At 48.5% G+C, this 18,075-nt stretch carries 16 protein-coding genes, 1 pseudogene and 1 riboswitch; of the genes and pseudogenes, 5 read left to right on the plus strand and 12 right to left on the minus strand.

Annotated elements, in window-relative coordinates; genetic code table 11:
- Positions 1-68 precede the first annotated feature (68 nt).
- Positions 69-1,403: a gluconate:H+ symporter gene (locus DW949_RS12605; protein WP_118023554.1), complete on the minus strand. Its 1,335-nt coding sequence runs from the start codon at positions 1,401-1,403 to the stop codon at positions 69-71.
- Between the two features lie 107 nt (positions 1,404-1,510).
- A complete protein-coding gene (gene uxaC, locus DW949_RS12610; RefSeq protein WP_118023555.1) occupies positions 1,511-2,923 on the minus strand; it encodes a glucuronate isomerase in 1,413 nt (470 codons plus the stop codon).
- A gap of 343 nt (positions 2,924-3,266) precedes the next feature.
- On the opposite strand from uxaC, the gene DW949_RS12615 reads away from it, so the two are divergent.
- A complete protein-coding gene (locus tag DW949_RS12615) occupies positions 3,267-4,280 on the plus strand; it encodes a LacI family DNA-binding transcriptional regulator (protein ID WP_233539602.1) in 1,014 nt (337 codons plus the stop codon).
- Between the two features lie 115 nt (positions 4,281-4,395).
- On the opposite strand, the pseudogene DW949_RS12620 reads toward DW949_RS12615, so the two are convergent.
- The 5 genes and pseudogenes from DW949_RS12620 to DW949_RS12640 all read right to left on the minus strand — a co-directional run bounded on the left by DW949_RS12620 (position 4,396) and on the right by DW949_RS12640 (position 9,385).
- Positions 4,396-5,196: pseudogene (locus tag DW949_RS12620) on the minus strand (gluconate 5-dehydrogenase).
- 13 nt (positions 5,197-5,209) lie between these two features.
- Complete coding sequence (locus tag DW949_RS12625; RefSeq protein WP_199595923.1) at positions 5,210-5,851, minus strand: bifunctional 4-hydroxy-2-oxoglutarate aldolase/2-dehydro-3-deoxy-phosphogluconate aldolase; 642 nt, start codon at positions 5,849-5,851, stop codon at positions 5,210-5,212.
- A gap of 18 nt (positions 5,852-5,869) precedes the next feature.
- On the minus strand, positions 5,870-6,859 hold the full coding sequence (locus DW949_RS12630) for a 2-dehydro-3-deoxygalactonokinase (protein WP_118023556.1): 990 nt from the start codon (positions 6,857-6,859) through the stop codon (positions 5,870-5,872).
- Positions 6,860-7,001: 142 nt separating this feature from the next.
- Positions 7,002-8,222, minus strand: coding sequence for a dicarboxylate/amino acid:cation symporter (locus DW949_RS12635; protein ID WP_118023557.1), 1,221 nt, complete (start codon positions 8,220-8,222; stop codon positions 7,002-7,004).
- The gene (locus DW949_RS12640; RefSeq protein ID WP_158570689.1) at positions 8,219-9,385 is read right to left on the minus strand and encodes a pyridoxal phosphate-dependent aminotransferase; all 1,167 of its coding nucleotides are present in this window, start codon (positions 9,383-9,385) and stop codon (positions 8,219-8,221) included. Before DW949_RS12640 ends, DW949_RS12635 begins: the two co-directional genes overlap by 4 nt.
- Positions 9,386-9,625: 240 nt before the next feature.
- On the opposite strand from DW949_RS12640, the gene DW949_RS12645 reads away from it, so the two are divergent.
- On the plus strand, positions 9,626-10,810 hold the full coding sequence (locus DW949_RS12645; protein ID WP_147349064.1) for a PucR family transcriptional regulator: 1,185 nt from the start codon (positions 9,626-9,628) through the stop codon (positions 10,808-10,810).
- Between the two features lie 102 nt (positions 10,811-10,912).
- Here DW949_RS12645 and DW949_RS12650 read toward each other — a convergent pair whose 3' ends face one another.
- From DW949_RS12650 to DW949_RS12665, 4 genes are read right to left on the minus strand one after another with little or no spacing between them, the layout of a single operon-like run.
- Positions 10,913-11,485 (minus strand): GDSL-type esterase/lipase family protein, encoded by a 573-nt coding sequence (locus tag DW949_RS12650; protein ID WP_118023560.1) that lies wholly within the window; start codon positions 11,483-11,485, stop codon positions 10,913-10,915.
- Between the two features lie 3 nt (positions 11,486-11,488).
- Positions 11,489-12,979: a tryptophan transporter gene (locus DW949_RS12655; RefSeq protein ID WP_118023561.1), complete on the minus strand. Its 1,491-nt coding sequence runs from the start codon at positions 12,977-12,979 to the stop codon at positions 11,489-11,491.
- A gap of 13 nt (positions 12,980-12,992) precedes the next feature.
- Positions 12,993-13,676 carry an energy-coupling factor transporter transmembrane protein EcfT gene (locus DW949_RS12660; protein ID WP_118023562.1) on the minus strand — a complete coding sequence of 228 codons (684 nt, stop codon included), beginning with the start codon at positions 13,674-13,676 and terminating at the stop codon, positions 12,993-12,995.
- Position 13,677: 1 nt separating this feature from the next.
- Positions 13,678-14,487, minus strand: a complete 810-nt coding sequence (locus DW949_RS12665; protein WP_118023563.1) for an energy-coupling factor ABC transporter ATP-binding protein — start codon at positions 14,485-14,487, stop codon at positions 13,678-13,680.
- 444 nt (positions 14,488-14,931) lie between these two features.
- A riboswitch (SAM riboswitch) is annotated at positions 14,932-15,026 on the plus strand.
- 78 nt (positions 15,027-15,104) lie between these two features.
- On the opposite strand from DW949_RS12665, the gene DW949_RS12670 reads away from it, so the two are divergent.
- The 3 genes from DW949_RS12670 to DW949_RS12680 all read left to right on the plus strand — a co-directional run bounded on the left by DW949_RS12670 (position 15,105) and on the right by DW949_RS12680 (position 17,202).
- On the plus strand, positions 15,105-15,938 hold the full coding sequence (locus tag DW949_RS12670; RefSeq protein ID WP_118023564.1) for a MetQ/NlpA family ABC transporter substrate-binding protein: 834 nt from the start codon (positions 15,105-15,107) through the stop codon (positions 15,936-15,938).
- A 30-nt stretch (positions 15,939-15,968) separates the two neighbouring features.
- Positions 15,969-16,826, plus strand: a complete 858-nt coding sequence (gene metF, locus DW949_RS12675; protein WP_118023565.1) for a methylenetetrahydrofolate reductase [NAD(P)H] — start codon at positions 15,969-15,971, stop codon at positions 16,824-16,826.
- A 112-nt stretch (positions 16,827-16,938) separates the two neighbouring features.
- Positions 16,939-17,202, plus strand: coding sequence for a heavy-metal-associated domain-containing protein (locus DW949_RS12680; RefSeq protein ID WP_118023566.1), 264 nt, complete (start codon positions 16,939-16,941; stop codon positions 17,200-17,202).
- Positions 17,203-17,340: 138 nt separating this feature from the next.
- Here the strand turns inward: DW949_RS12680 and DW949_RS12685 are convergent.
- A partial coding sequence (locus tag DW949_RS12685) for a YadA C-terminal domain-containing protein (RefSeq protein WP_118023569.1) occupies positions 17,341-18,075 on the minus strand: 735 nt, incomplete at its 5' end.

Consider the following 18,075-nt stretch of genomic DNA (forward strand, 5'->3'; position numbering starts at 1 on the left):
ATGACAGTTTTATTTTTTACTGTCTCTCATAGGGGGAGCATATCAATACGGCAGCCTCTCATCGACTATCAGATGACCAGCGACAATACGAGGACGATGGCCAGCCCGACAACGGAGTTAGTCAGTTCCAGGAGCCCCCAGGTCTTGAATGTCTGTCCCATGGACAGATTGAATGTTTCTTTCATCATCCAGAATGCCGCATCATTCGGCATGGTGATGGTATTGCTGCCAGCAGCCGTAGCCAGCATGAGCAGCGTCGGATCTACGTGGAATACGGGAATCAGCGGAGCCACAATACCGGCCGCCGTAATGGCAGAAACAGCTCCCTGCCCAGTAGCCCAGCGGATGATGACCGTAATGATCCAGGCCAGGATAAGCGGTGAAATAGAGAGCCCTGTAACAGCGGCAGCAATGTGCTGTCCGACTCCGGCATCTACAATAACCTGCTTGAATACGCCACCGGCACCAATGATGAGGACGACCGTAGAAATTCCCTTGATAGCATTGGTAATAGACGTAGACGTTTCATCCATCGTGCGGCCTGCCCGGATACCAAATACATAGATAGCGACCAGAACTGCCGTAAGCAGACTGACATTCGGACTGCCGAAAAAGCCAAACGCCGTAGCAAGTGCCGTACCCTTGCCAACCGTAGCTTCAACAATGGTATTACCAATCATAAAAATAGCTGGCAGGAGAGGAATAATCAGGCAGACCAGGAATGGTGGCAGTTTATAGGTCCCCACAGCGACTTCACTGAGATTCCCCAGTTTCGGTTCTGCATAAGTATCAATTCCCTTGAGGAATTTGGGCAATACGATACCAGCACAGATAATAGACGGAATAACGACGACCAGTCCCAGAAGATAAACCATGCCACTGTCTGCGCCAAACGCATCTACCAGGGCAACCGGACCCGGCTGGGGCGGGAAAATACTATGTGCCTGAGCAACAGCAGCCAGAACCGGAATAATCAGGAACATATATGGAACCTTGGCTTCCTTGGCAATACTGACCACCAGCGGTACAACAACCATAAATGCCACTTCAAAGAACATAGAAATACCAAAGATGACACCGACAATGAGAACGCCCCATTTCAATGTACGGACGCCACAATGTTTGACGATGGTATCAGCAATTTTTTTAGAAGCTCCACAGTCTGTCATGAGCTGACCCAGAGCCGCGCCCAGGACGACGATAAGACCGACGCCGCCAAGAGTGCTGCCGGCGCCTTTACTGATAGTCTTGACCAGTGTCCCGGCATCCATGCCTTCCATGAACGCGACGAAAATAGCCATTAAGAGCAGGGTAATCATACTGTGTAGTTTGACCTTAACTGTCAGGAACAACAGCATGGCAATGGCTACGACTACCCATAACACAGGTAACCAGTGTTCCATAATAACCTCCTTTGGACAAAGCCTGTCATCCCTTTGTCCGTCTGCATAGAATGATAAATAAGTACTAAAATTAAAATGATAAAAATATAACAGGCAAAAACAAACTCTTACTCACGGGAAAACTGGAAAAACGACATGGCATTGCCATAACAAAGCTGGTGGATAAGAGATGCCAGCCGGGCTTCATCATATGGAAATTCACCACGTTCTACCAGATTTCCCAGCCAGTCACAAAGAATGCGCCGGAAATATTCGTGGCGCGGATACGACAGGAACGACCGGGAATCGGTAAGCATCCCCACCATATTGCCTAATACAGTTTCTTCCGATACAATCGCCAGATAATCGAGAAGTCCCTGCTTCGTATCGTTGAACCACCAGGGGACACCCGGCTGAATCCGGGACGGGACGCCTTCTTCAGAAAAGGAAGCCCCTAATACGGTAAGAGCCATCAGATCATATGGCGATGCTGAAAATAAAATAGTTTTCGGCAGACTGCCTCCCCGTTCCAGATGATCCAGGAACCGGGCTAATTTTTCAATATCACAGCCCCGGCCAATAGCATCGTACCCTGTATCAGACCCGAAACGCCGGTACATAACGGTATGGACATTACGAAGAGCCCCTATGTGAAGTTCCATAACCCATCCCCGGCGCCGGTATTCATCAGCGAGAAACAGGAGAAGCCCCGTAAGATACTGCTCCTGCTCGTCCTGTGATATATCTCTGCCGGCCAGGCCTTTCTGGAAAATGCGTTCTTGTTCAGCCGCTGGTACCGGTTGATAGACAACCGTATCCAGAGCGTGATCAGCTGCCCGGCATCCCAGCCCGGCAAATACGTCCATACGCAATTTTAGAGCCTCGCACAGATCAGCAAAGGTATGAATGGTCATCCCTGCCGATCCGCCCAGCCGTTCCACATAAGAAGAAAACCCATTCCGTTCAATATGCATCAATACATCCGGCCGCATCGCAGGTACGACCCGGGTAGCGTGAAATGAGCTGCTTTGCAGTACCCGGTGCCAATGAAGATCATCAACAGGGTCATCTGTCGTACACAGGATCCGTACCCGGGAGCGCTGGAGCAGTCCCTGTACGCGCAGGGTATCATCATTATCCAGTACTTCCTGGCAATGATTAAAAATAGCTGGAGCCGTCTGTTCTGACAATACCTGCCGGCAGCCAAAATAACGCCACAATTCCAGATGACTCCAATGGTACAACGGATTACCCGGCGCAAGGGAAAGCGCTTTCGCATAAGCTGTAAATTTTTCCAGATCCGACCCGTCACCAGTCACATCCCGTTCTGGTATACCACAGGCCCGCATAAGCCGCCATTTATAGTGATCTCCACCAAGCCACGCTTCAGTAATGCTGGAAAACCGGTGATTTTCCGCAATATCCCGGGGAGAGATATGGCAGTGATAATCCACAATTGGCTCCGTTTCAGCATACGCATGATAGAGTTGCTGCGCCGTACGGGAATGAAGCAGGAAATCTTCCGTCATAAATCCCGTCATTGTTGCATCATCCCTCTCGTTTTTATGTAAGCGCTTACAATTATTACCTCAAAAAATGTACCATGTATACTTTGTCATGTCAACTTCCATGCAAAATAGATATAATTTTATATTTTTTATGTACTTAAACTCATTGATACGTTCAGCCATCCCATAATACGTCAAAATAATGCGGATAAATCTTACTTGCTAATATATACTATCAAATCTGCCGATTTGTATAACCGGCTCTCTTTATTCTGTTTTTATGTAATCGCTTTCATAATATATTTACTCTGTTTCCCATTCTATGCTATACTCAATGTAATATTTAATTTTTTTGTGATGATAGCGAGGCACTCCTATGTCAGATATGAACGTAACTATCTATGATATTGCCAAAAAATGCCATGTTTCCATCGCTACTGTATCGCGTGTCCTCAATGGCAACAGCCGGGTTAGCGAAAAAACGCGCCGTATGGTACTGGATACCATGAAAGACATGGGCTATACGCCAAACCCGTTTGCCCGTGGTCTCGGACTGGATTCCATGAAAATCGTCGGTGTTCTCTGCACCAGCCTGACCGATGCATTTTTTGCCAGTGCCGTATCTCTCATCGAAGACGGTATGCGCCAGCACCATTTTGACATCATGCTCTCTTGTACCGGTCCCGATACAGGTCACAACAGCCCATATATCACCAGCCTCGTCAATAAGCACGTAGATGGCCTGATTACTGTCGGTACGGTTTTTTCCTCCGAACAGGATATCGCAGTTCTTGCAACGGCTGCAAAAAAAATCCCGGTTCTTACAATCAACTGTGATTACCATCTGCCCGGTCTCTATAGTATCGTCTGTAATGAAGCAGAAGGCATGCGGTGGCTCATACACACCCTGTCCGGACAGCACTGCCGGTCCATCGCTTACTTGTATAACGTCCGGACATACAGCGGCCGCCACAAACTGCAAGGGCTGCGCCAGGGGCTGAAAGATATGGGCATTAAAGAAGACCCGGCTCTTATCCAGCAGGTGCCTCTCAGTCTGGAAGGTGCCGAAAAAGCTATTGCACACCTCATATCCCGGTCTATCCCGTTCGATGCCATCGTCACATCAGAAGATATCCTCGCCGTCGGTGCCCAGCGGGCCGCCCTGGAAAATGGCCGCTACGTACCCGTTGTCGGCTGGAATAATTCTATACTGGCTGCCTGTGCCACGCCCACTCTGAGCAGCATCGACAACCGGCTGGACAGCCTGTGTGCCAGCGCCGTTCAATCTATGATCCAGCTTCTTTCCCGACAGGATCAGCCCGTCCCTGTCCGCACGGAATTCAGTGCTATCCTCGTTGAACGGGAAAGCTTTCAAACAAAAAAGGAGTGAAACATGCCGCATCAGACATGTCTCACTCACAGTTCCTTTTATATTGCGAGGCTGCAGCAAAATAATCAATTGAAACCATTTTGTTGCAGCCTCATTATTGTTCAGGTTCTCTGTCTTACGGCTGTTTGCCAATGTAAGCCAGAATTCCGCCGTCTACATACAGGATATGCCCATTTACAAAATCGGAAGCATGAGATGCCAGGAAAATAGCTGGTCCTTCCAAATCTTCCGTAGTCCCCCAGCGGCCGGCCGGCGTCTTGGAGACAATGAACGCATCGAAAGGATGACGGGATCCATCAGCCTGACGCTAGCGGAGCGGAGCGGTCTGGGGCGTTGCAATGTAACCCGGTCCGATGCCATTGCACTGGATATTGGCTCCACCAAATTCCGAGCAGATATTACGGGTCAGCATCTTGAGCCCGCCTTTGGCAGCCGCATAGGCCGATACAGTCTCTCTCCCCAGTTCACTCATCATGGAGCAGATATTGATGATTTTTCCTTCTCCCTTGGCAATCATGCCGGGAATAACCGCCTTGGACACGATAAACGGTGCAACGAGATCGATATCAATGACCTGACGGAAGTCGGCTTCATCCATGTCACACATGGGAATCCGCTTGATGATGCCGGCATTATTGACCAGGATATCGATCGTCCCAATGCTGGTGTCAATATCCGCTACCATATCCCGTACTTTCTCTGTATCCGTCACATCACAGATATATCCTTTGGCATCAATCCCTTCTTTGGCATAGGCAGCCATGGCCGTGTCCAGATGCTCCTGACTACGGCAATTAAAGGCAATACGGGCTCCGGCCCGGGCATAAGCTCTTGCAATGACAAATCCGATACCGTATGACCCGCCAGTAACGAGAGCTACTTTCCCTTTCAGGGAAAACATATCCATATAACTCATGATGGTTTCCTCCTCATCGTACAGCATTTGTATAAAAAGCGGCAGCTTTTTCAATTTCATCAAAAGCTCCCCGGCGCACCCTGTCCGCACTGACAAGGTTGCTGCCAATGCCAAAAGAATCTACGCCGGCCGCCAGAAAATCACTGATATTCGCTTCCGATACACCCCCGACAGCGGACAAGCGCAACTGGGACAGGGATGCTTTGACAGCTTTAAAATACGAAGGTCCCAGATTGCCGGCAGGGAAAATCTTGACAATATCAGCCCCGGCCTCCCAGGCCGTTTCAGCTTCCGTCGGAGTATAGGCTCCGGGAAGTGAAATCAGGCCTTTCTGCTTAGTATACCTGATGACATCCGTATTGGTATTGGGGGAAATAATGAATTCGGCCCCAGCCTGTGCTGCATCTTCAACCTGCTGCACGGAAAGGACGGTACCGGCACCGATATGCATCTGACCACCAAACTGTTCCTGCAAAGCAGAAATACTCCGCAGCGTATCCCGGCAGGCCGCATCATCACCCGGACGATAGGTCACTTCGACAAAACGCACACCCCCGCGCTGCAGGGCTTCTACAGCTTTAACAATATCCTGACTGGCAACACCGCGGATAATCGAAATAATTTTAGCATCCAGCATTTCTTGTAACAAACTCATAATCATTTCTCCCTTTCCTTAAAGCAAACCGCGCAAACCAGCCAGATAGAGGACACCCCGGCCTGATAAGGCCCGCTGCTGTTCTTCTGAAGCCAGTACGACCTGACGGCCCTTGTTTGTCAGGATGGCTTCATAGGCCTTTTGCATGACTGGATTGCCGGCCACGACAAAGACAGCTTCTTCCAGTCCCGCAAAAACCCGGCTCCGTTCCAGTGCCGTCATGTCATCAGCCATAAGCAGGCCCAGCAGATAATTCTGGGCTTCCTGTGCCGTATAATGGCAGAACATTCCCAGAATCCGCGTCATGAAAGCGCCATGCAGAAGTCCCATCTTGTGATAATCACTGGCGCCTTTCCGGAAAGGTCCTGCCAGAAATTCCGATGCAAATGACCGGTTCAGCGTATCTGCCAGTATGGTATCAAAAGTCAGGGAATGGAGCAGTTCGCCACATAACGTCGTCAGGCAGCCCTGTATACGCTGCTGTTCATCAATCATAACGTATTTATTATGCGAACCGGGCAGGACGAATACGGCGTTCCCCGCCGGAGCTGCTTGTGCCAATAGTCCCGCGGCTTCTACTTCTTCGCCGCGCATCATATCCATATCAAAGCTCTTGTCCGGTGTAAGCGTTGCCGGATTACAGTTGCGTACGCCCGGAACGAACCATATAGGCTGCCGGCATATAGCAGGAAGATTTTTCTCCACCATAGCCCGGGCCAGCTCTTCGAGACGGACCGGAGCCGTTACATGCGGGATATCACACAGGCCTACATTGCTCGTCAGCATACCGGCTGCCAATATCAGAGAAATATCCTCCGTCGTAATACCTGCCATGCTGGCCGCTTCAGACAACGTATCCCGGACGGCTTCCTGCAGTCTCTGGTTCGTCCCATCCATAGCCGTATTGCGCACGCCAACAGCCGCCTTTGCCTGCCCGGCAATGATGCCATCATGCCAGACAAAGACGCGGGTATTACTCGTCCCTCCGTCAATCGTTGCAATATACATATCATCACCCTTTCTGCACTATACCACTACTTGCATTGTAGCATGGTACAACCAGACTTGTCCATGAAAGAAACGCATTTTTGCCATATCCGATTTTCAAAAGAGCCGGCACAGGATGTACCGGCTCTTATTAATTAAAACGTCAGGAATTCATCTTATCCCAGTCGATTTTGCCTTCCTTGCTGGCTACAATAGCCGTGCATACTGCATCTCCCCAGATATTCATAGGCGTACCTGTAATATCCAGATAGAAGAATACGGCTGCAATCCAGGCAACGACTTCTGTTGGCAGCCCGAATGCATTAACCAGAATTACAGCGATTGCCAGTCCACCGCCTGGAACACCGGCACACCCTATTGAAAAGGCTATCCCCATGATGACAAATAGGAAGAGTTGTCCAATAGTAGGTGCTGTTCCCACAGCATACATCCCCAACATGATGTACAGAGGGATTTCAATCCCCATAGAATCCATATTGAATGTAACCCCAAGAGGCAGACCAAAGTCGGTCATTTCTTTATCAACGCCCATTTCCTTGACACAGCGGAGATTTACAGGCAAGGTAGCCGCTGAACTGGTTGTTGTAAAAGCTGTAATCAGTGCAGGAAACATTTTCCGCGTAAAACGGAATGGATTGATTTTGCCTACGACATACAGAAGCAGAAAATATACAATAGCTACCTGCAGGACAAAAGCAATGCTGTAAGCGGCCAAAAAGCTTCCCATCTGTGTAACAAAGGCACCTTTCAATTCGCCAATAGACGTAGCCATCAAGGCGGCAACACCGATAGGGGCATAATACATGATGCCTTTTACAATCTGCAAGATTAAATCTTCACTGGACGATAATATATTGGTCAAAAACGTCTTCGACTTGCCATCGGGCATCATGACAACGGCAATTCCTACAAAAATGGATAAAAACACAATCTGGATTGTATTGCCTTCTGCTATGCATCCCAGGAAGTTTTTAGGCAGCCAGTCAATAAACATATCTACTGTAATTTCCGTTACTTTAAAATCTGCAGAATGCAATTCAATCCCCAGTCCCGGTTTAAAAAGGAGCCCCATGGCAATGCCTAAAAACGTAGCTATCAGCATGGAAAGGACAAACCAGCCAATAATCTTTCCCGCCCATCGTTTCATCCGGGTAGCATCCCCGATGTTGGCAAAAGAAGACGCAATAGAAAAGAATACCAATACAGGAACGATCATAACCAGAAGTCTGGTAAAAATAGTCCCCAGTGGTTTCAATAATACGACTTGCTCTCCCATGACAAAGGAAAGAACGATACCAACAATGACCGCCCCAAATAAGCATAGTGCAAAATGTTGATTCATATACCGGAATACACTACTCATGCCTGATTCCCCCTTATGGCTTCACAAAAACGTTTTATCCGTTGCAATCCTTCCACTAACTCATCTTCACTGCACGTATACGCCATACGCATATAGCCTTCCCCCGATTGTCCAAACGCGCTTCCCGGGATGCAGACTACATGTTCTTCCTCCAATAAACGATTACAAAATTCATAGCTCGTCATTCTAAAAGACTTGATATTGGGAAATACGTAAAAAGCACCATCTGGTTCACAATAGGAAATCCCCGGTATTGCATCCAGACCCTCCATGACAATCCTGCGTCTTTGCTGGAATACGGTGTGCAGTGTCTCTGATAATTCCGGATGATGCAAAGCATACACAGCCGCTGCCTGGGCAATAGAATTAGCACAGGCACTGATATTTTCCTGGGCTGGCACCATTTTACTGATAATTTCCGCAGGGCCGGCAGCAAAACCAAGTCTCCATCCCGTCATCGCAAACGCTTTGGACAGACTATTGATGACAATGGTCCTGTCTTTCATTCCTGGTAAAGCACTAATGGAAACGGGCTTTTCCGTATAATACAACGTATTATATACTTCATCAGAAATTACGAGAAGATCATGACGGATAGCTACTTCCGCAATTTTCCTGAGTTCTTTTTCTGGAATTACGGCTCCTGTCGGATTATTCGGTGAATTTAACATAATTGCTTTCGTTTTCTCTGTAATTTTTTGCTCTATGTCGGCAGCCTGAATCACAAAGCCTTTTTCTGCCGATGTAGGGACCGGAACGGGAACGCCTCCGAAGAAACGAACCTGACTGGCATAATTCAGCCATTGAGGATCCTGAATCAGTATTTCAACACCTTCTTCCACAATGGCTGACAAAAGCAACGATAATGCGCCCATGCCTCCCGGTGTGATGATGATTTCTGACCGGGAATCATAGTGAAGTTCTTTTATATTCCCCCATTCAGAAACAGCCTGCCGGCATTCCAATGTGCCCGCATTAGGGGTATAGTGTGTCTGACCGTTCCTCAGTGCCATAGCCGCGGCTTCACAAATAGGCATAGGTGTTGCCATATCGGGCTCTCCGATTCCCATACTGATAACCCGGTCCATCGTTGCCGCTTTATCGAACATAGCCCGAATAGCCCCCTGATGAAGGTTTCTGGCTCGTTTACTTAAAACAACCATGCTATTCCTCCTTCTGACCTTTGTCATTTAGTATTGTTCTCTAAATAAATTTTATATAAATAGGCCTCCGCATTCAACTCATGATTATTGTATTATTTTATAAATTGGTACTTATCGTTTTATTCTTTTATATAATCTGTCAGACCTTATTTTTTCATATTTTCCTATTGCGGATTTATTTTTTTACAGATATACTAAACCTGTCTTATTCTTTTATACAACATATACGGGGTGATTTTGTTGAAACTGACAATCGCTGAAATTTTACATTATCCAGAATTCTCTGGTTTTACACTCATTGCTGGCGCCAAAGGTATTTCCAACCAAATCACATCGTGCGGCATCCTGGATTACGAATATGACAGGACATTGAAAAAGAAATACACGAAATTGAGCTTTATCCCCAATCAGCTTATCTTGTCCAGTCTGCAATACGCAAAAGAAGATCCCGGCTGTCTGATTGATGCTATACGCCTTTTGCATCACCGCAATTGCAGCGGGCTTGTTATAAAAAATGTATATAGCCTGCCCCTGTCTTCTCATATATTGCGTTTTGCCGATTCAGCCGGTTTTCCTATTATCCTTATAAAAAGTTCTGAACAATATTTTGAAAAAATAATTATCAATATTTATAAGCGATTACAATCGCTCCATGATTTCGACAAATTTGAGCATATTATTTCCCGTATCATCGCTCTTCCTGAACATGACGAACATCAAAAAGAATTGCAATTGGAAGTGAATCCTTGTCTACAGCCCGATATCTTTTGCATGTATTTCCGCTCTGACGCACCATTAACCGCCAATGACTACATGAAAATGGAATACGCCGCCAAATACGCCGGATTACTGACATCGTATAATACTCTCTTACGATATAAAAATGGGCTTTTATATATTCATTCTTCCCATAACTTCAAAAATGCCCGCCCAGACGAATTGGCCCAGCAAATTCTGGATACGCCAGTTGGGGCACTGGCAATTTCGTATCATATGGGAGTCAGTTCCATTCATTACCGGGAACGAAAAATAAAGCTCTGCATAGAAGAAGCCATTTACAGCAGTTATTTTCATACAGATTTGTCACACCCCTATCAGTTATATGATGCGTTAGGCATCTACAGCATTCTTCTCCCCTATTGCCACGAACCAGCTATGCAGCATTTTACTTCTTCCATTTTGAATCCAATCCGTGATTATGATTCGGAAAATCATACATCTCTGATGGAAACAGCCCTATCATTCATCCAATGCAGGGGCAATATCAATAGAACTGCAGAGGTGCTGGGACAGCATAAAAACACAATCCGGTATCGGTTAAAACAAATCAGCCATCTCTTATCCTGCGATATACTGCAACCAGAATCGTACGAAAAATTATCTGTAGCTCTTAAAATAGCGCAGTGCTACAAAATCGAACTATAATAAAACGCCAATACGATGAAAACAGGTTCGTCGTATTGGCGTTTTATTTTTTAAGTGAAAGGGCATTATTCACATAGTATATGGAAACAGTTTTCTGCTGGTCTACGGATTTTTTGTCTGGTCTGCCCGTTTCATAACCGAAATGGCCGCATCAGCCAGCAGGCGATAGCCGGTCTCATCGGGATGAACACCGTCGGCGTAATGCGGGGATTTCTGCAGGACTGCATAGAAATCAACCGGGTGCAGCCCTTCTGTCTGGCACAGGTGAAGAAGCCAGGTCCGGTAGTCTGCCAGCATGTCATTATGCCGGTCCACATCCTGCCGGGCCTGCCATCCGTAATCTGCACTTTCCCGCTGCGTCAGGGGCGGAATGCCCAGATATATGGACTTGTGCTGTTTCTGCATGAGCCGTATCATAGCTTCCATATTGGCTTCTATCCCCCGGAGAGGAATATCTTCCAGGATATCGTTGGAGCCGCCCATGAGGAAAAAGGCATCGTAGCCCGACAGGGTAAGCTGACGCAGCCGGGTCAGCATGCCCCAGGTCGTATCGCCGCACATACCGTGATTATCGGCTTCCCATCGCAATGCCGCTGCGGCGAGACTCACCCATCCTTTTTCATGGCTTACGTCATACCCGTAGGTCAGGCTGTCACCAAGGCAAAGAAGACGCATAGTTTACACCGCCCGTTCCAAAGCCGGTGCCGCATCCTGTAAGGACCGGACCGCCGCTTCTACTGAGAGCCATGGCTGATCAAACTGGTACCCCGCTTTTTCCAAATCCAGCTGGCAGGCAAATACCTTCGGCACCGCCGTCGCATAAATATCATGGTTATACATGTAGCGGAGTGTCGTTTCCACATCCCCATCGGACCGTAGCTGGCCATGGTCGAGGAGAACCAGCCGGTTGGCATACGGAAGCGCTGCTTCCAGATTGTGTTCGATAACCACGATGGTATGTCCATAGCGGACATTCAGTTCATGGACCAGTTCATAGAAATCGTGAGTTCCTTCCGGATCGAGAGCCGATGTCGGTTCATCGAATACGAGGATTTCCGGATTGGTCACCAGTACGCCGGCAATGACCAGCCGCTGCCGCTGGCCGCCGGACAAATTAGTCAGCTGCCGTGTGCGATACGGTGTCAGTTTGACTTTTTCCAGCACTTCTGTAATGGCTGTTTCAATTTTATCGGGTGCTACCCCCTGATTTTCCAGACTGAAAGCAATTTCTTCTTCTACGGTCATAGCTACGAGCTGGCTGTCATAGTCGTCAAGCATAGCGCCGACACGGCTCGCCAGACGGGAAATCGTCGTCTGGGTCGTAGCCTGTCCATCAACATACACCATGCCTTTCATGACACCGCCGAAATAATGAGGAATGGCGCCGGTCATCGCCATACAGAGAGAACTCTTGCCACTGCCGCTTTCGCCGGTAATGACCAAGAAATCACCCTTATGCACGGCCAGGCTCACATCATCCAGGACAGGTGTCGTCTGCTTATTATAGGTGTAAGTCAGATGTTCAATGGAAATCAGGCCCGGGACAGACGGCTTCAAGTCATACTGGCTGTGATCCGAAGTGACGCTCTGTTCTTCCAGAGAATCGAGGATGCCACGGGATACGAAGAGACGAAGCGCCGGAAAATACATGAGCGGGGTCACGATGGCATTGAGTGCGCCGACGATGACGACCAGCGGCAGCATCCCTGTAAAATATACCGTATTCGGAAGATTCATAACAAATTTCAAAATCGTAACGAATGCGCCACCGCTCATGCATGTCGCGGCAAAGCCTGTCAGAACAGGCAGACACGAATGGCCGCGGAATTTGAGGAACGCGAGGTTCTTGACGAGAAACGCACAGGTCAATGCCCCGATAGGTTCGCTGATAAGGTTGCCATAAGGAAATCCCGATTTGGACGTAAGGACGTTGATAAGGGCAGCTACCAGGCCGATGCCCAGAGCCTGACGATACGTCGGCTTTGTCAGGCAGATAGCCACGCAGTACGTTGCAATGGTCCAGTTCGGCGTAACACCGCCCACACTGGGCGACACGAGATGCAGGATTGTACCAATAGCCAGCATCAGTGTCGTAATCGTAATCCAGCGGAACTGGCCACCCTGACGATGATGAAATTCCAATGTGCTGATATCTTCAATGTGTTTCATGTCCCTTTCCCCCTCAGACGATACCATAGATACGCATATATACGACGAGTACGCTCAATCCTATAAATAAGGCCATGACGGCATAATCGCAACCGGCCGGCCGTACATTTGTCATGAAGCTGTGTTCATTATTGCCAAATCCCCGCAATTCCAGACTCAGGGCCATGGTTTCAGAACGCCCCAGGGATTTGAGCATCAGCGGCTGAACGACGCCCATGTAATGGATGCACTTCTTCAGAATATTCCCCTTTGTAGAAAGTCCCCGGCAGGCCTGTGCTTCCTGGACCGTCCGGCTTTCAGCGATGAAATCGGGGACAAACCGCAGAGCCGCCGTAAACATGAAGGCATATTCATAGGGAATATGGATTTGTTTGACCAGAGCCGCCGTCAGGTCCTGCAGACGCGTCGTCGTAAGCAGGATGATGAATACGATCGTCATGGCCAGCATCCGGAGTCCCGTCACGTAGGCCGATTCGAGTGATCCCCCTCCTAGGAGCTGGACCACCGCCAGAAAGACGGCAAATACAGTCAGGCTCATGGCCGCTTTGACATTGCGCGCTATATTACCGGCAAATCCCAAAAGAATGAGTTCTATGATGACCAGGGCAGCCAGAGGGCCCGGCGTGTGCAGCACGAGAGCCCAGAACGAAAAAGCAATAGTGCCTGATAATTTTGTTACGGGTACGAAGTGTTTCATCTTATTTCCCTCCCAGACGCTGCAGCATGGCTGCTGTGAATTCATCGACGGATTTGCAGTACGGAAGCCCCGTCACGGCTTGAGACAAGGTCACGGCATCAGGCCGGCTCAAGCCTAATTCATACAGGTCCTCCCTTTGGGTAAACAATTCCTGGGGCGTCCCATCGAAGGCTTTGGTGTGATGCCCGATGACGATGACCCGCTGACAGTATTCGGCAAATATATCCATATCGTGACTGATAATGAGAATGGTAAGTCCATCCCGATGAAGCCGGGATAAAAGTGCCATGAGCGATTTTTTATCGGCGCTGTCCTGACCACTCGTCGGTTCATCGAGGATAAGGTACTGTGTGTGCATGGCAATAGCCGACGCAATGGCGACGCGCTGTTTTTCTCCCCGGTTGAGATTGGGCGGATAAGCTTCTGCCAGATGTTCCAGCCCGGTAGCCTGCAGCGCCGCTGTAACAGCCGATGCGACCTCTTCACGGTTGCGGCCCAGCTGTTCCGGTCCATAAGCTACTTCCTGCCGCACAGTTGGTCGGAACATCTGCCGTTCCGGCCGCTGGAATACATATCCAATATAAGGACTGCGTGCGGCCGCTTCTTCGTCGTTTATTCTCTTCCCATCCAGGAAAATATCTCCCGATACGGGTTTTTCAAGCCCCATCAGCAAACGGGTCACCGTCGTCTTGCCACAACCGTTGCGGCCACCCAGGCCGATGAATTCACCGGCGCCAATCGTCAGATTCATATGTTCCAATACCGGTGTACCGTCTGTGTAATGGAACGTCACATCTCTCATTTCCAGCATTCCTGTTCATCCTCTCTTAGACAATAAAAAAGACCTTTCATCCCTCTAAAGGGACGAAAGGTCTGATTCTTCCGCGGTACCACCCACATTGGCTTTAAGCCCGACTCACTATGTACGGCCCGCAAAGGGCGATACACGTTTCTTTGATAGCGGTGGAACTACACCGTCGAGCCCTACTGGTTACCGTTCAGGCCGCATCTCCCGAATCCATTCCCTGTACGGACCGGCGCCGAACTCTCACTGCCATCGGCTCGCTGTAGCTGTCGCTGTACACGTACTCGTTTCGTTCATCGACAATGCTATGTAGATTACTTGTAATTATACGGCTTTTTTTCTCAAAGTCAAGAGAAATCAATCAATCTTTTTTTCCTTCTTGACAAATCCTGCAGTCATGGTAAAATGGCTTCAACAATTTCATCACGTACTGTCTTATGACAGTACACACATTTATCCAGAGCGGCGGAGGGACGGGCCCTATGAAACCCGGCAACCGATAATACGGTGCCAATTCCTGCGGAAGAAATTCCGGGAGATAAAGAAAATGATGTACTCTTTCTCTTTCGGGAAAGAGTCTTTTTTTATGCCCTCTGGAGGCCTTAGATGACAGGAGGGGTAATATGAAACACTGGAAAATCTGGATAACCGCGGCAGCTGTCGCAATCGGAACCGCTGCATTTCTCATGGCCGGCTGTGGTGGGCAGAAACCGGCCGGTGGCCGGGAAGTGTCACAGAATGTCAAAATCACCGTCGGTGCATCACCGGTACCACATGGAGAAATCCTGAAAGAAATCAAGCCCATGCTTATCGCTGAAGGAGTAGACCTGGACATTATCGAATTCACCGATTATGTCAAACCCAATCTGGCTCTGCAGGATAAAGAACTGGACGCCAATTTCTATCAGCATGAACCCTATATGGAAAAATTTAACAATGAACATGGTACCGACCTGGTTGCCCTGTGCAAAGTCCATGTCGAACCGATGGGCATCTATTCCCATAAAATCAAGGAACTATCCCAGCTTGGGCAGAACGCCAAAGTCGCCATCCCTAATGATCCTACCAACGGTGGCCGTGCGCTTCTCGTACTCCAGACGGCAGGCCTGATCAGCCTGAAAGACGGTGGCAGCATTGCTTCTACTGTTCAGGATATCGAAAAAAATGACAAGAATCTCCAGTTCATCGAACTCGATGCTGCCCAGATTCCCCGTTCTCTGGATGATGTGGATATAGCACTCATCAATACCAATTACGCCCTTGAAGCAGGACTCAATCCGCTCCAGGACGCCTTATTCACCGAATCCAAGGATTCGCCTTATGCCAATGTGCTGGTCGTACGCCGCGGCGATGAAAACCGTCCGGAAATCCAGAAGCTGGCAAAAGCACTGCAATCACCGGAAGTGAAAAAATTCATTGAAGAAAAATACAAAGGAGCTATTATTCCCAGCTTCTGATAACACTATTTCATAATGAGGGGTATGTACATGAAAACTTGTGATTTATTTTCTAAGAAAACTGTTTTTTCCTTTGAAGTCTTTCCACCGAAAAAAGAAATTCCTGTTGAAACAGTCTATCCGACACTGGAAAAACTGAGTGGTCTCCATCCGGATTTTATCAGCGTCACCTGCGGAGCCGGCGGCAAGGGGGGGAATCTTACCGTAGAAGTCGCTTCCAAAATCAAAAGTCTGGGTTGTGAAACAGCGGCACACCTGCCCTGCATCAATCTCGATAAAGAGGAAGTGCTGGATACACTGCAGAAACTGCGGGAACACGGTATTGAAAATATTCTGGCCCTGCGCGGTGATAAAACGCCCGGTATCGAACCTAAATGCGTATTTCCCCATGCCAGCGACCTCATCGCTTTTATCCGTCAGCAGACAGGGGATGAATTCAACGTTATCGGCGCCTGCTATCCCGAAGGCCACCCCAATTCCAAAACATTGGCAGAAGACGTGGAACATCTGAAAATCAAAGTCGATGCCGGTGCCAGCGAACTCATTACACAGCTGTTCTTCGATAACCACGATTTTTACAATTTCCTCGACAAATCGACCCAGGCTGGAATCCGCGTCCCTATCGAAGCGGGTATCATGCCCGTCACCAACAAGAAACAGATTGAACGGATGGTCACTCTTTGCGGGGCTACCCTTCCTCTGAAGTTCCAGAAAATCCTGACCCGGTACGGTCATGACAATACCGCCCTGCGCGATGCCGGAATCGCCTATGCCATCGATCAGATTGTGGACCTCCTGGCCAACGGTGTAGACGGCGTCCATATCTACACCATGAACAATCCATACGTGGCCACCCGCATTGCCGACGCTATCCGCACTCTGCTATAGGCTTCATAAGACAACACCTGATTGCATTGACTTGTATTTTTGCTATTTCTTCCGTATAATAGATGTGTATAATAAAATTCATTCTCATATATAAGATGTGGAGGGGATATACATGGGATTCTTCAGTAACCTTTTCGGTTCCAGTCAGGAAGGAAAAGAAAAATATATCTATATCAACGGCATGATGTGCGACCATTGCGCGGCCCACGTAAAAGAAGCGCTGGAAGCCGTGCCCGGGGTCCTGAAAGCCAAAGTCAGCCTTATGGACAAACGGGCTACCGTCCATGTAACCGATGAAGCCGATGACAAGGCCATGTTTAAAGCTGTCGTCAATGCCGGCTATTCCGTAGACAAGATTACCGACACAAAAGAATAAAAAGCATCGTCACTGCCATCCCGATGCACGTATACTTACGATGCCGTATACAAAGAACCAGGGCCTGTCGTTTGACAGGCCCTGGTTCTTTTATAGTATATTCTATGTTACTTTTACAGTTGTTTCTGCTATGGCAGGTTATTTAGCAGCTTTTTCTGCTTTGAGCTGTTCAATTTCTTTCTGCTGAGCCGCTAACTGATCCTGTAACTGACCAACCACTTTGTACAGTTCTTCCGCATCCGGCGAAGTAGTTTTTGTCTTAGCCGAGGACGGGCCAATCTTGAAGCTCAGTCCAAAGGTATACGCATTGTCAGAATCACCCATGGTGCTGGCGGCACTGAACATAACATTTTCGTTCGGGCGGTAGAACGCACCGAGAGCGACGCTGTTTTCCCCTTTGAACGAACCGGAAGCGACGGCGAAGTTGAGCTTATTAGCCGGGTCAAAGTCGAGAGGATGGAGGCCAGCCAATGCAGCCGAACGAGCACCGACTTTATTGATGTCCGTCTTCATGGAGCTGTAATCGCTGAACAACTGATTGATGTTAGCACTGTTCTGACCTACCTGAGCATCCAGGACATTCAGATTCTTGCCAACGCTATTATTGCTCTTGACATAGTTGCCATCTTTTGTCGTACCAATAGCCTGTGCATTGTTTGCAATCTGATTCTGCAATGTCTGGTCAGCAGCTGCACGGGTCTGGGCTTCCTGCAGATCGACAGCACTCAGTGCATTGAACCCGTCAGCTACGTTCTTGTTAATCGTATTGACAGAACTTACCAGATTGTCGTTGACCTGTTTGATGACTTTATCCTGTGCAGCATCAGCACCCTTGCGTTCTGCCCGTTCCTGTGCAACAGCCTGATCACGGGC

It is taken from the genome of Megasphaera sp. AM44-1BH (assembly GCF_003467125.1).
In the GTDB taxonomy this organism is placed as follows: Bacteria; Bacillota; Negativicutes; order Veillonellales; family Megasphaeraceae; genus Megasphaera.